Here is a 14805-nt window from a genome sequence, read left to right on the forward strand (position 1 = left end):
AAGGGGGAGTTTTACGCATGAGGAAATTATTACTGTTTTGCTTTACCTTACTTGTTGCATTCGTGTTAGCAGCTTGTACGGCAAATGAAGATGCAGGTAAAGAACCAGAAGACAAAGGGGAAACAAATACATCTGAAACTGATGATAATAAGGCGACTGAAAAAGAAGACGTTGGGGAAAAAGTGTTACAACTAAACAATGGAACAGAGCCAAAGTCCTTAGATCCATCCATTGGATTTGACCAAGTTTCATGGGATCCATTGAACAACTTGATGGAAGGTTTAACTCGTTTAGATGAGCAACATGTACCTAAAGAAGCAACCGCAAGCGAATGGGAAATTTCGGATGATGGTTTAACGTATACATTTACGATTCGTGATGGCGCAAAATGGTCTAACGGCGATCCAGTCGTTGCAGAAGACTTTGAATTTGCATGGAAATATATGCTTGATCCAAATACACAATCAGAAGCAGCGTTTTTAGCATATTTCATTGAAGGTGCTGAAGCTTATAATGCTGGAGAAGGATCAGAAGATGATGTGAAAGTTACAGCAGTTGATGAGCAAACGTTAGAAGTTGTTTTAACTGCACCGACAGGATTTTTCCTAGACCTACTAACAAATCCGGCATTTTTCCCGATTAATCATAAAGTAGCTGCTGAAAATCCTGATTGGCATACGGAGGCGGAAACGTTTGTTGGGAACGGTCCATTTAAATTAGTCGAATGGAAACACGATGAAGAAATGCTTTTTGAGAAAAATGAGCAATATTGGGATGCAGATGCTGTGAAGTTGGATAAAGTTCATTTTGCAATGGTAAACGAATCGAATACACAATATTCGATGTTCCAAAGTGGTGAGCTTGACACTGCAAGTATTCCAGCTGAACTATCTGATGAATTAATTGATGGAGATAATGTGTATATTGGTGAACAAGGTGGATTAGAGTTTTACCGCTTTAATGTAGAAATGGAACCATTCCAAAATAAGAAAATTAGGCAAGCATTTGCGTATGCTGTAAACCGTGAAGATATTGCTAAATATGTTGTAAAAAATGGTGTCGAACCTGCATATGGATTTATTAACCCTGGGTTTACTGGTCCAGATGGCAAAGACTTCCGTGATGTAAATGGCGATTTAGTAACATTTGATGCAGATAAAGCAAAACAATTATTGGAAGAAGGTATGAAAGAAGAAGGATACGATGAACTACCGGAAATTACTTTATCGTACAACACAAGTGATTCGAATAAAGCAGTGGCTGAAGCATTACAAGATATGTTCCATGAAACATTAGATGTGGAAGTCACGTTAGAGAACCAGGAGTGGGGTGTATTCTCTGAGGCACAAAAAGACTTGGAGTTACAGTTCTCACGAAGTTCATTTATTAACGACTATAACGATCCAGTTAACTTCTTGGAAAGCTTTATTACGGATTCCTACATGAACAGAACCGGCTATTCTAGTAAAGAATATGATGAGCTAATTGCGCATGGAAAAACAGAAGCAGATGAAGCAAAACGTTGGGATTATTTATTTGAAGCAGAAAAGATGCTTGCAGAAGAAATGTTTATTATGCCCATTCGCTATTACAATACCGTCGTTCTTGAAGCGGATGGTGTAACAGGTATTTTACGCCACCCGGTCGGTTATTTTGACTTGAAGTACGCGGATAAGAATTAAAGGATAGAAAGAATAGGTTGGGATTGCCCTTGCATCATGAGGGCAATCTTCACCTAATGACGCAAAACGTATAACTATAAAGAGAGAATGACCATAGTTAACAATCTACATAAACAGAAAGTAGGTAATGAAATGATGATTTTACCGCAACGCTTACAAAAAGGTGATACAGTTGGTATCATTGCTCCAGCAGGACCCCCAAATCAAAAACAACTCAAACAATCCTATTCATTTTTCCAAGAGCTTGGACTTCACGTCAAGTTAGGCAAATTTACGCAATCAGTTTATGGCTATTTAGCTGGTACGGATGAACAAAGACTAATAGATTTTCATGAAATGGTACGAGATTCCACGGTAAAAGCAATCTTTTTTGCTAGGGGTGGTTATGGGACTGGAAGACTTATACCAAACATAGATTTTCAATTAATCCGTAACAACCCAAAAATTATGTGGGGTTATAGTGATATTACTTATTTACATACTGCAATTCGACAACAGACAGGGCTTGTTACATTTCATGGCCCGATGGCAGCCTCTGATGTTGGTGATCCAACTTTTGATGCATTAAGTGCCCAAAGTTTTCAACAACTATTTACACCAGTAAAACTACATTATACCGAGGCCATATCCCCTTTACATACATACGTATCTGGGAAAGCAACAGGACGTCTCGTAGGTGGGAATCTGTCCCTTTTGGTCGGTACACTTGGAACACCTTATGAAATTGAGACAAAAGGAAATATATTATTAATCGAGGATATAGGAGAAGTACCATATCAAGTAGACGCGATGCTAAATCAATTGTTGTTAGCTGGGAAATTACAAGAAGTGGCGGGGATTGTAGTAGGTGACTTTGCTCACTCAGAAGGTGGAAAGGGCCCAACATTGTCATTGCAAGATGTGTTTTCTCATTATTTCTCAACATTATCATGTCCAGTTATGGCTGGTTTTCGGATTGGACATTGCTTTCCGCATTTTGCGATTCCACTTGGGACGGAAGCAATGTTAGACACAACGAAGAAAGAATTAAAGATTTGCGCAGGCGTACAATAGAAAAATTCCTGAACAAAACGATATATAGCAATAGGTGCCGTTATGAGATTTTATACATATGGGGGGAGACAAAAGAAGATGAGTGAACCAATTTTACAAGTAAACAAATTGAAAAAGCATTTTGATTTGGGAAAAAAACAAATACTAAAAGCGGTAGATGGAGTTTCCTTTCATGTGCATCAAGGAGAAACGTTTGGACTAGTGGGTGAATCAGGCTGTGGGAAGTCAACGATTGGCCGCACGATTATGGGGCTTTATGAAAAGACTGCTGGCGATGTGATGTTTGCTGGAAAGAACGTCCATGACTTGAATGAAAAAGAAAAGTTTACATTTTATCGCAGTATGCAAATGATTTTCCAAGATCCATACGCTTCTTTAAATCCACGTTCAACTGTGCAAGAAATTATAGCGGAGCCGATGATTGTACATAAAATGTATCAGTCAAAAAAGGAACAATTAGAACGTGTGTATGAACTATTAGAAGAGGTGGGCTTAAATCGTGATCATGCCAACCGTTACCCACATGAATTTAGTGGCGGACAGCGTCAACGAATTGGTATTGCACGTGCACTTGCGTTAAATCCGCAATTTATTATTGCAGATGAGCCGATTTCGGCATTAGACGTCTCGGTTCAAGCGCAAGTCGTGAACCTATTAAAGAAGTTACAAATTGATAAAGGCTTAACATTTTTATTTATCGCACATGATTTATCTATGGTAAAACATTTTTCCGATAGAATTGGTGTCATGTATTTAGGACATCTAGTAGAATTAACCGCGGCAAAGTCTTTGTATGACAACCCACTTCATCCGTATACAAAAGCACTTTTGTCGGCCATCCCGATTCCAGATCCAGATATAGAAGAGAAGCGGGAGCGGATTATTTTAGAAGGGGAATTACCGAGCCCCATTGATCCCCCAAGTGGTTGTGTGTTTCGAACACGCTGTCCAATGGCAATGGACATTTGCTCCCAAAAAACACCACAGTGGAAAGAAGTAGAAGCACATCATCATGTAGCTTGTCATTTATACAATGATGTAAAAGAAGGAAGGGATACACCAAAAGTTTTGATTAAAGGAAAATAACTGTAGAAAGAGGCCAAGATAGGAGGGCTACCCTCTCATTTTAGCCTCTTTTTTGTGGGAAATAGACGCGACTTGAATGGTATTCTCCTTTCAACTTGGCAATGACTTAGGAATGAATTTGCATGAACGGTTATCTTGTCTCATTTTTACAGTATCGGGTAGCTTAAAAATAAATGGTGCTATCTATACGGCCTACACGCAATCAATTAATAATAGTAGTTCTATTATTTTATGTTTGTGTATAAGTTTAATAGTAAGATGCTAGAGATGAGGGAGGAAAATAACGATGCACAAACGGCCAACATTCAATCGAAAAAAGTGGAATAAGAAGCAACTTGCAAAATTAAAAATTAGAAAAAGTACTAATCAACGCCCAATGAAGGCAAAACAATCCTTCCAAACACGTAAGCAGGGAGCGTGGAAATTACCAGGACTTGTAATAGTAGGGCTCATTTGCATGATTTTATTTTTACCTACTTTAGTGGTGCTACCATTTATTTCTAAAGATACGCACGAACAAGTTGCAATAGAAAAAAAGATGCAAAACGTAGAAACTGTAGCAGAGGAAGAAGAGGAGGAAGCGGCGGTTACAGTAAGTGTAATGCGGCATCAAACGGAGGATATAGAAGATGTTCCTTTTGAAACGTATGTATCACGAGTGATTGCGAATGAAATGCCAGCTGAATTCGAATTAGAAGCACTGAAGGCACAAGCATTAGCAGCGCGGACATTTATCGTCAATTTATTACTCCAAGAAAAGGGAGAAAATCCAGATGGCTATGATGTGACAGATACGGAGAATCATCAAGTATATAGCAATGATGATGAATTGAAGAAAAAATGGGGCGCAGATTACCATGAAAAGATGTCAAAAATAACAGAAGCTGTAAATGCAACAAAAGGTGAAATACTCACCTATAAAAATAATCCTATCTTCCCAGCGTTCTTTTCTACAAGTAATGGCTTTACCGAGAATTCAGAGGATTATTGGAAAGATGAATTGCCATATTTACGTAGTGTAAAGAGTGAATGGGATAAAGATTCACCAAAGTTCCTAGACCAAAAGATAATGGAAATAGGCGAGGTTGCCACGGCGCTCAATATTCAATTACCGGCAAACCAAGAAATACCGATTGCAGTGTCGCGAACAGAAAGTGAACGTGTAAAGGAGATAACAATTGGTGAGCATAAGTTTTCAGGAAGAGTGGCGCGCGAAAAGTTAAATTTACGTTCGAATGACTTTACAGTGAAACAAAAAAACAATCATCTTATTTTCACAACGAAAGGATTCGGCCATGGTGTTGGGATGAGCCAATACGGCGCAAACGGAATGGCACAAGAAGGAAAAACTTATGAAGAGATTGTCAAATATTATTATCAAGATATTGAAATTACAAAAATGACGGATTCGGTTCCTGCATTAGTGTCGAGATGACCTGCATGACGAGATGATAAACTACTATATAAAAATACGATAAATAATATAAAAAACACGGGAATTTCTTAATATGTCCTATCTTTTTAAAAAAACACATAAAAAAGTAAAAAAGTTTGATTAGGATGTATAGTTTTTCCTCTTTCTGAACAGAATGGTTGCTGAGGTGATGATTCATGAAAGAGGAAAACAAAGGAACTCCACAAAACAAATGGAGTCGTATTTATCGTAAGAGATGGTTTTTTCCAGCTGTATATTTGGTAGTAGCTGCTCTTTTATTAACAGCTGTTATTTGGTTCCAAAATGTTGGCAATCAAATGCCAGAGGCTGGTAAGGAAGGAGATTCATATACTCCAAATTTACATGACAAAGATGCACAATCGGTAATGGACCCGCAAGAAATGATTGAAATGCCGGTCAAGGACGATAACGAAGCAACAATCGTTACTAAATTCTTCGACTATGATGCTAGTGAAGAAGATCGTGCAAACGCACTAGTCCATTATAATAAGCGCTACTATCAAAGTACGGGAATCGATATTGCATCTGAAGACGGAGAAGAATTTGATGTTATCGCATCGCTAAGCGGTACTGTATCAGAAGTAAAAGAAGATCCATTACTAGGTAACGTTGTTGTTTTAGATCATGACAACGAGGTGCATACTTATTATGCTAGTCTTGGAGAAGTTTCTGTTAAAGAAGGCGATGAGGTAAAACAAGGAGATGCACTAGGCACAGCTGGTAAAAACTTGTTTGGAAAAGACAATGGTGTACATGTTCACTTTGAGCTAAGAAAAGATGGGAAAGAAGTGAACCCAGAACTTTTCTTCAATCAACCGGTCAGTAAGTTAGCATCACTAGAAACAGAAGAAGTAATCGAAAATGATTCCGATGACGAAACAGAAGCAAATGTAGATGCGGATGAAGAAGGATTGGAAGAAGACACGGATGAAGATGACGAAGAAAAGCTAGATGATAACGAAGACAAAGTAGATGAAGAAGACAAAACAGACGACGAAGAAGACGCAGATGAAACAAACGAAGAAGACACAGAATAAAACGTCGCAATAATAAAAAAGTCACGAGACCGGGAGTGGGGTCAGACCCCATTTCCGGTCTCCTTTTTTAATTGGCCTTGTTTATATGGCAAGCTACTTGACTATATATCTTTCACTTCAAAAATATGCGGGGGTAAATAGCGTATCAGCAGCTAGAAAAATTCCAATTCGTTCCCTAACAATCGTATGGATGATATGAACAACTCTACTAATGGTGTTAAAAGGTTACATACCACTTCACTTGTTATAAAAAAAAGGGAAAGTATTATGACATTTTTTGAGAAAGGTCGACATATTTTACAAATAATATAAAGTATGGCTTTCCCAAGTATCATGCATTTTATCCCATCAAACTACAAAAAAAACAGCTGTAAATTGGGAAAAGCCCACGAGAATTGTCGAACGAATGTTGTTGAAAAAATTGGTAATCATGATATGATACATATTAACAGAAAGTTCGATACGCAACATGCTCCTAAGAATAATTCACTTTCAACCTTCGTTATTTTAACTCCATAGAGAAACTACTTACAAATTTATATCGAACATAAAAGGGAGTATATAAGATACATATACTATTTAAAAAATATTGGGAAGGAATTAACTATGTGTAAATCTGCATACAAAATCACAATGCCGAAGCAATTTGAGTTTTTGTTACATTCTCCAAATATAAATTTTGGACAAATTATTACTTTGATCACGCATGAATATCCAAACCAAGAAGCTAACGCTATTATCCGAGACTTTTGTTTAACGACGATGAACCCGGAATTCCAAAAAAAGGGATTAGAATTTTTATATGTGAACGGACTATATGAGGATTTGCAGTTACTCGTAAATATAAATATCGAATCGGATAATCCTAATAATCAAAATTGGGGAAAGGTCTATCAACTCATTCTTGATAGGCGTACTAACAAACAATCCCCAGCTGCACTCATCAAGCAATTTACGCAACTAAAGAATGGTGAGCCTGAATTACTATGTGTGATAAAGCTATCCAAGTTGGCTTTATACCAAGATGTAAAGGATTTTGGAAATATTGGTAATTTCCTAGATATACAGCCTGAGTTGTTTGACCAAGTTGAAGATCGCTATTTATTATCTTGTTTTCAGTTTCGACTTCACCAACAATTATTTATTTATTATTGGATGAGGAATGAACTAATTATTGCTAGAAAGTATGCATTTCGAGCATTGACAGAAACGAATAACGAACTAACAAAGGCTAATATAAATACGAACCTAGGATTGACGTATACATTTGATACGTATCATCAAGGGATGTACCATTTAAACGAAGCGAAACGATTATTTTTGAAAAATAATGCCTTTGAATACAGCAAAATGATTGATAATAACAACATTCCATTTTTGTCAGCACATTTTGGACAAGTTGATGGGATTGAAACAAATGATAAAAGTGAACAAGCTCATATTGAAATTGCAAAAGGTAATCATGAAAAGGCAATTAAAATATTAGAAACATTACCGATGGAATCTCCGTTTAATCTTTATTATCTAGGCGTGGCAAAGCAAGATAAAAATATACTTGTTAGATCTTACAATTATTTTATCGAAAAGCGCAGTGATTATTTTTTCAGTAGACTACCATTAAATGCTTTAAGAAAGCTAGACTACTAATCAACATGTAGCACTAGCTATGTAGAAATTCTGAATTTGTTACATCAGGATAAAACCTTCATATATAATTCTTAAAAAGGGGAGGGGATAATATGAAAAAAGTTAAAAAGCTTGGTCTTGCAGTGCTAGTAGTTGGTGCATTACTACTATCAGTCGCTCCAGGTGGTACTACTTTACTTGCCGACCCGGAGTTAGGACAATCAGATTAATGTGCATGGCATGAAAGACAAAACGTGAAATCCCAGGTGAGAGGTACATTGTACACGCTCACCTGGGATTTTTCTGTTTTCATGAAAAAGTTTGTAGAACGTTCTAATTGCTGAAACTACACAATACAATAGCGTATGGAATGAAGATGCTGTATGCGCGTACTCATTTTGTATAAGCCCAAAAGTCCGTATTGCATCATTTCCCCAAGTAATCAGGATGAAGGGTACGGTGCAAACAGATATGTTATGTGAAAGAATAAAGCTTATCCCAACAAGAACCGGGTAATTTTATTCATATTCCATTCGAACTCATAATAAAATGTTACAAACCAAGTATTCAGTATCGTCTGAGGTGAGAGCTTGAGTGGCAACTCATATTTTTACTTATAACATGATAACTTATATGTTCATACAAAAAGAAAACCGTAATGAAAGTAGCCCTTTTGTAAAGATGGATCATTAGTTACTGAAATGGAATTTGAAAATCGAATAAAAGATTTGCTCCCACATGTAAATAGCAGCCACCATGAATAATCTCTTTTCTGGATTTAATGAGAAATCTGAAAAGACATACGTGAAACAAACGTTTGTTTAAATTTATTTCAGATGACCTTGTCTCAACCCGCACCTCGGAAATATTCATCATAGGGAGGAGAAACGGTGTGCACGATTACATCAAAGAAAGGACTATCAGGATAGGGGAACATGTCGTGGAGACGAGGATGACTGTCCGTATGATAGCGAAAGAATTTGGTGTTTCAAAAAGCACGGTCCATAAAGATTTAACGGAACGATTACCGGAAATAAACCCAGAATTAGCTGCTAGGGTAAAAGAAATACTTGAATATCACAAATCAATTCGTCATCTGCGGGGAGGTGAAGCAACAAGAAAAAAATATAAACTAAAATCAAAAAAGGAACACGATAAAGCCCCGGTAAAATAATAAATAGCACAAAGTTTGGTGAGAAAATTACCTGCCTCATTGATTGAAAGTGAATCATTGCATAAGTGGTCTGTATATGGATGAAATTGTCACATACTTATCAAGTGATAGGATATTAAACATTGTGGCATTCATGTCCCATTAATAAGAATAGTGCTAACCTTTTAACGGAAAATAGCAAATCATACTCTTGGGAGAGAACCCTTATTTAAAGGGGGTGGTTCATGTATAATACGAGCGCTTGATGAGAACGATGGCTGTTTTTATGAATTGGAAATATGAGTGGTGCTTCGTAAGTAGCGGGATGAATAAAAGATTGAAATGATTATGCTGGAAAATGGAGGGATGTAAAAAGAGAAAGAAACCTAGTAAATACAAGTCTAAAAGTATAATAAAAATAGAAATATAATTTTGATGTACTTAATATGTATAAACCTTTTCCGCCTTTTTGGAGGTGAAGGGCTAAGAAAAAAATAACTTAACCAAAAGAATGGGGTATCGTATATGCAAACGATATCCCATTTTTTGATGGGGGTCTGACCCCAGCAAAACATTTTTAAAATGTTTTCGCGAAATTTGCAGTTAATTGGAGAACTTTGTGGTAAAATAATATAATAGTTGCATTGTGTATCATTATTGATGCAAGAGTAAATACGAGGAGGATTACGATTCATGTTTTCTCGGGACATAGGGATTGACCTTGGGACTGCCAATGTGTTGATCCACGTTAAAGGAAAAGGAATTGTTTTAAACGAGCCAGCAGTTGTGGCAATGGATAGAAACACAGGCCGTGTACTGGCAGTAGGTGAAGAAGCAAGAAGAATGGTAGGACGTACGCCAGGAAATATTGAAGCAATTCGTCCACTTAAAGATGGTGTAATTGCAGATTTTGATGTAACGGAAGCAATGTTAAAGCATTTCATAGATAAAATTAATGTTCGTGGATTTCTTTCCAAACCTCGGATGCTTATTTGCTGTCCAACAAACATTACAAAAGTAGAGCAAAAGGCAATTAAGGAAGCAGCAGAAAAATCAGGTGGAAAAAAGGTTTATCTTGAAGAAGAGCCAAAAGTTGCAGCAGTTGGTGCTGGAATGGAAATTTTCCAACCAAGTGGAAACATGGTCGTTGACATCGGCGGTGGAACAACAGATGTTGCCGTCTTATCGATGGGTGATATCGTAACTGCTGAATCGATTAAAATGGCTGGGGATAAATTTGATGTAGAAATTCTTCAATATATCAAACAAGAATACAAGTTGTTAATTGGTGAACGTACAGCTGAAAACATTAAAATTAATGTGGCTACTGTCTTTCCAGATGGACGTACGGAGGAAATGGAAATTAGAGGTCGGGATTTAGTGACTGGCTTACCTCGGACAATTACGGTTCATTCTAAAGAAATAGAAGCCGCATTACGTGAATCTGTCTATTTAATTGTTAATGCAGCTAAAACAGTTTTAGAACGTACACCACCAGAGTTATCAGCAGATATTATTGATCGTGGTGTCATCTTAACAGGTGGCGGTGCATTGATTCATGGCATTGATCAGTTATTAGCTGAAGAATTAAAGGTACCTGTCTTTTTAGCGGAAGAACCAATGAACTGTGTTGCAAAAGGAACAGGAATGATGCTAGAACATATTGATAAAATCGATCGTAAAAAGATTATTTAATCATAAATGGGAACAAGTTTAAGGAGGTTCGTTTGATGTTAAGAGGATTTTATACAGCTGCAAGTGGTATGATTGCGCAGCAAAGACATCAAGAAGCATTATCAAACAATATTACAAATGCAAATACACCAGGTTATAAAGCTGACCAAGCGACATTACGAGCCTTTCCTGAACTATTAATACAACAAATGGGAAGCAAAAACATTCCGACTAAAGATGGACATCAAATCGCACAACGTCAAGGAATTGGTTCATTAAATACCGGCGTATATGTTCAAGAGTTTGTACCTAACTTTGCGCAAGGCGACTTACGTGAGACAAATATGTCGACTGATTTAGCACTTGTAAATGGTCAATTTCCAGATGAAAAAGGTAGTGTCTTTTTTACCGTTCAAAATGAACAAGGTGATGTTCGTTATACAAGAAACGGTAACTTTACGGTAGACAGTGAAGGCTATCTTGTTACAAATGAAGGATATTATGTGCTAAATGAGGCTGGAAATCCAATTCAAACGAATGGCGTTCAATTTACGGTAACACCTGAAGGACTTGTTCAAGCTGATGGGCAAATGACACAACTTGGAATCCGCTATGCGGCAAACCCATTAGAACTTTCAAAAGAAGGAAATGACTTATTCTCCGGTGAAACGGAACAAGTACCACAAGGGGCTACATTCCATGTCCAGCAAGGTTCTTTGGAACAATCAAATGTTGATTCCTTACAATCGATGACACAAATGATGGAAGCTTTCCGTATATTTGAAACAAATCAACGTGTATTAAAAGCATACGATGAAAGTTTAGGTAAAGCAGTAAACGATATTGCACGGTTTTAATCAAATATAAACGGGATAGAGGCTCCATTGAAGGCTTCTATTCGTTTATGATTGCATGATTCAACTACGGGTAACATTTGCATGTTTACTTGGAAAAGTAATTTTCAAAAAGACGGATATTTATATAAGGAGGGTGATCGACATGTCACGCGCTATGATTCAAGCTGCTGTTTCAATGGGTCAATTACAACATAGAATGGATGTGATTGGAAATAATATCGCGAATAGTCAAACGACGGGATATAAAAGTAGACAATCACAATTTTCATCTCTTCTATTTCAACAAATAGATAATATGAAAAATGAACAAGCAAATGGAGTAGGACGCTTGACGCCTGATGGTGTTCGTGTTGGAGCAGGTACGCGACTAGGTTCAATTCAAACGAACTATGCGAAGGGATCTTTCGTGACGACAAACCGCGCTCTTGATACCGCACTTCTTGGGGAAAATTACTTTTTCCAAGTAAATGTTACAGAAAATGGCGTAACGGAAACACGTTATACACGAGATGGAGCATTTTATTTGCAGCCAAATGAAAATAATGATGCTGTTTCCCTTGTCACAAAAAATGGTGATCCAGTATTAGGAACGAATGGACCGATCACAATCGAATCTGGATTTGATGATATTACCATTCGACCAAATGGAGAGATTTTAGCACAGCGGAATGGACATGGGGAAGTTGTCGGTCAGTTGGCCATCGTTGAAACATCAAAACCACATGTACTTGAAGCAATAGGGGATAATGAATTTAGAATCCCAAATGTAGTAGATGAAAATAATAGTCCTATTTTTCAAGCAGCACCAGGAAATAGTGATTTATTGCAAAGTCAAACACTAGAAACATCTAATGTTGACATGTCTAAGGAAATGACAGATTTGTTATTAACACAACGTTCTTACCAATTTAACGCCCGTACGATTTCAATGGGTGATCAAATGTTAGGCATGATTAATCAACTTAGATAATATTGTGCTCTCCATTTAAAGTGGAATGATTCATAATGTATCAACTTGAATCATATGAATGATGTGGGTGTTTCACACGGTCATACATGGAGTATGATGGCCGCGGAAAATAAATAGTACGTATATGTATCGTTTAAAAGGTAACGAACTAGAATCAAGGTCGATAAAGTCAAGGTGCTATGTTCGTCTTACTTTTTAAAGAACAACCTCGATAAGGTAATGCTTGAGGAAGTTAGAAATGAGGAGAACAAGCCTATGGGTACGAAACAATTGGAAACGGCGGAAAATAAAAAGACACGGGTACAAGTAAAAAAGACAAAAAGAACTACTAAGAAAACCGTGGAGCCAGTTGCAGAGAAACATACGGGCCGAAGCAGAAGTAGACGATTGGAAGAAGAAGCGTCAACCTCGCCTAAAACGGAAAAGTTAACAAGGGCGGAGCAACGGAAAAAGCAAAAGGCGGAGAAAAGAAAAAATAAGAAGGTACGCCTACGGATTTTTCCAATTTGGCTGCGGATCATCATTGTCCTCATTTTAGTAGTAGGAGCACTTATCCTTGGTTTAATGGTTGGATACGGGATTATCGGTGACGGCAAGCCATCCGACGTATTAAATAAAGAAACATGGTTGCACATTGTTGATATCGTGGAGAAAAAAGAATAAAGACTATTATGAGGTTTTGCTCATCATGAAAGACCCCTTTATGAAGGACATATCATGGTCATGCAAGCCTTTTTTTATTGGACTTAACTATAATGGTGTATGACTCAAAAATTTGCGGGCATGAAAAGCATGACAAGTGACATCAACAGCTAATAAGAGCAAGATTCATTCAACTTAATATTATGAGGCGAAGTACGAAAAATTTGTGTTGATTACAGTTCCACAATATATAAGAATTGAACATTCCATTCCATTTTATCCTTACTATTTGTTATAATAATGAAAAGCATTTCAGCACGTTCAACGCAACGTACATCGTCGTAAAAATAGAGGAAGGGGAATTTATATATGGATATTCAAGAAATAAAAGAAACCATCCCACATCGTTATCCATTCTTATTAGTAGACAAGGTGTTAGAAGTAGAAGAAGGTAAACGTGTAGTTGGATTAAAAAACGTTACTGTAAATGAGCCATTTTTCCAAGGGCACTTTCCGGAGTATCCCGTAATGCCTGGTGTAATCATAGTGGAAGCACTTGCCCAAGTTGGTGCAATCGCAGTATTAGGTATGGAACAAAATAAAGGCAAAATAGGCTTTTTAGCAGGTATTGATAAATGCCGTTTTAAACGCGAAGTAAAACCAGGAGACCAGCTCAGAATGGAAGTAGAAATTACGCGTATGAAAGGTCCTATTGGAAAAGGAAAAGGAAGAGCGACAGTAGACGGCGAATTAGCTTGTGAAGCTGAAATTATATTTGCAATTAAATAATTATACGATATATATGGAGACTAGCCCAACATGAGGGCTAGTTTTTTAATTTTTTACGTATCATTTAGTTACGGGACATTTGAATTTATCTGAGGGATCTAAGGGAGGTTAATTGGCTATTAGACCGCTATTTTAAAAACGTGAGGGGTTTCAAGAATGGTTAGTGGGGAAACAAATCTGAATCCCAATGCGCAAACAGTACGGGAAGTGCAAAAAACGATTGATTGAAGTTCATTTTATCATGCTTGTTTAAAAGGTATGAGTTTTTTCATATGTTTTTTGCATGACATTGTAAATATCGGGCAAGCTAAAATCGTAGATGACTAAAAAGGAGGGTGAGATCAACATGAAAAAGTGGCTCGTACGTTTGTTTGTTCCTTTCTTAGCGTTGTCATTGGTTGCCGCGTGTGGTACAAATAATGATGATAACAACGATAATAATCCACCGGTTCAAGATAATAATAATCAAGGCACAGACAACAATAACCAAGGTACAGATAACAATGACATGAATAACAACGATGGTGGTACAGATACGAACCTAAATGACGATAATAACGACAATAATTTAGGTGACGATCTAAAAGATGATGTAGAAGATGATTTAAATCGAGACAAAGATAAAGACGACAATCGTTAAACTATCTATTTTGAGGGCATTCCTTGTAATGCTCTCTTTTATTGTGCGCCCGGCATGGGTGTAATCTCTAGGGTGAAAGTCCCGAGCCGTGAAGACAGAAGTAGCGGTTAGCTCAACGCAAGGGTGTCCGTGGTGACGCG

13 protein-coding genes are annotated in these 14805 nt (G+C 37.2%); all 13 read left to right on the plus strand.

The window, feature by feature from the left end:
* Positions 1 to 17: 17 nt before the first annotated feature.
* Positions 18 to 1682 (plus strand): peptide ABC transporter substrate-binding protein, encoded by a 1665-nt coding sequence (locus ACFFIS_RS13155; RefSeq protein ID WP_320380273.1) that lies wholly within the window; start codon positions 18 to 20, stop codon positions 1680 to 1682.
* A 135-nt stretch (positions 1683 to 1817) separates the two neighbouring features.
* Positions 1818 to 2735, plus strand: a complete 918-nt coding sequence (locus ACFFIS_RS13160) for a S66 peptidase family protein (RefSeq protein WP_320380637.1) — start codon at positions 1818 to 1820, stop codon at positions 2733 to 2735.
* Positions 2736 to 2813: 78 nt separating this feature from the next.
* Positions 2814 to 3821, plus strand: a complete 1008-nt coding sequence (locus tag ACFFIS_RS13165; RefSeq protein WP_390187943.1) for an ABC transporter ATP-binding protein — start codon at positions 2814 to 2816, stop codon at positions 3819 to 3821.
* 286 nt (positions 3822 to 4107) lie between these two features.
* A complete protein-coding gene (spoIID, locus tag ACFFIS_RS13170; RefSeq protein ID WP_320380272.1) occupies positions 4108 to 5256 on the plus strand; it encodes a stage II sporulation protein D in 1149 nt (382 codons plus the stop codon).
* Between the two features lie 176 nt (positions 5257 to 5432).
* On the plus strand, positions 5433 to 6314 hold the full coding sequence (spoIIQ, locus tag ACFFIS_RS13175; RefSeq protein ID WP_390187944.1) for a stage II sporulation protein SpoIIQ: 882 nt from the start codon (positions 5433 to 5435) through the stop codon (positions 6312 to 6314).
* A gap of 606 nt (positions 6315 to 6920) precedes the next feature.
* Positions 6921 to 7961 carry an AimR family lysis-lysogeny pheromone receptor gene (locus ACFFIS_RS13180; protein WP_390187945.1) on the plus strand — a complete coding sequence of 347 codons (1041 nt, stop codon included), beginning with the start codon at positions 6921 to 6923 and terminating at the stop codon, positions 7959 to 7961.
* An 871-nt stretch (positions 7962 to 8832) separates the two neighbouring features.
* A complete protein-coding gene (gene spoIIID, locus ACFFIS_RS13185) occupies positions 8833 to 9114 on the plus strand; it encodes a sporulation transcriptional regulator SpoIIID (protein WP_320380268.1) in 282 nt (93 codons plus the stop codon).
* Positions 9115 to 9786: 672 nt separating this feature from the next.
* A complete protein-coding gene (locus ACFFIS_RS13190; protein ID WP_320380266.1) occupies positions 9787 to 10788 on the plus strand; it encodes a rod shape-determining protein in 1002 nt (333 codons plus the stop codon).
* 35 nt (positions 10789 to 10823) lie between these two features.
* Positions 10824 to 11624 (plus strand): flagellar hook-basal body protein, encoded by an 801-nt coding sequence (locus ACFFIS_RS13195; protein ID WP_320380265.1) that lies wholly within the window; start codon positions 10824 to 10826, stop codon positions 11622 to 11624.
* A 142-nt stretch (positions 11625 to 11766) separates the two neighbouring features.
* The gene (locus tag ACFFIS_RS13200; protein WP_390187946.1) at positions 11767 to 12594 is read left to right on the plus strand and encodes a flagellar hook-basal body protein; all 828 of its coding nucleotides are present in this window, start codon (positions 11767 to 11769) and stop codon (positions 12592 to 12594) included.
* Positions 12595 to 12849: 255 nt separating this feature from the next.
* Positions 12850 to 13257: a DNA-directed RNA polymerase subunit beta gene (locus tag ACFFIS_RS13205; protein ID WP_320380261.1), complete on the plus strand. Its 408-nt coding sequence runs from the start codon at positions 12850 to 12852 to the stop codon at positions 13255 to 13257.
* Positions 13258 to 13605: 348 nt separating this feature from the next.
* Positions 13606 to 14025: a 3-hydroxyacyl-ACP dehydratase FabZ gene (gene fabZ / locus ACFFIS_RS13210; protein WP_320380260.1), complete on the plus strand. Its 420-nt coding sequence runs from the start codon at positions 13606 to 13608 to the stop codon at positions 14023 to 14025.
* A 346-nt stretch (positions 14026 to 14371) separates the two neighbouring features.
* Positions 14372 to 14665, plus strand: a complete 294-nt coding sequence (locus tag ACFFIS_RS13215) for a hypothetical protein (protein WP_320380259.1) — start codon at positions 14372 to 14374, stop codon at positions 14663 to 14665.
* Positions 14666 to 14805: the final 140 nt, after the last annotated feature.

It is taken from the genome of Paracerasibacillus soli (assembly GCF_042432965.1).
In the GTDB taxonomy this organism is placed as follows: Bacteria; Bacillota; Bacilli; order Bacillales; family Amphibacillaceae; genus Paracerasibacillus; species Paracerasibacillus soli.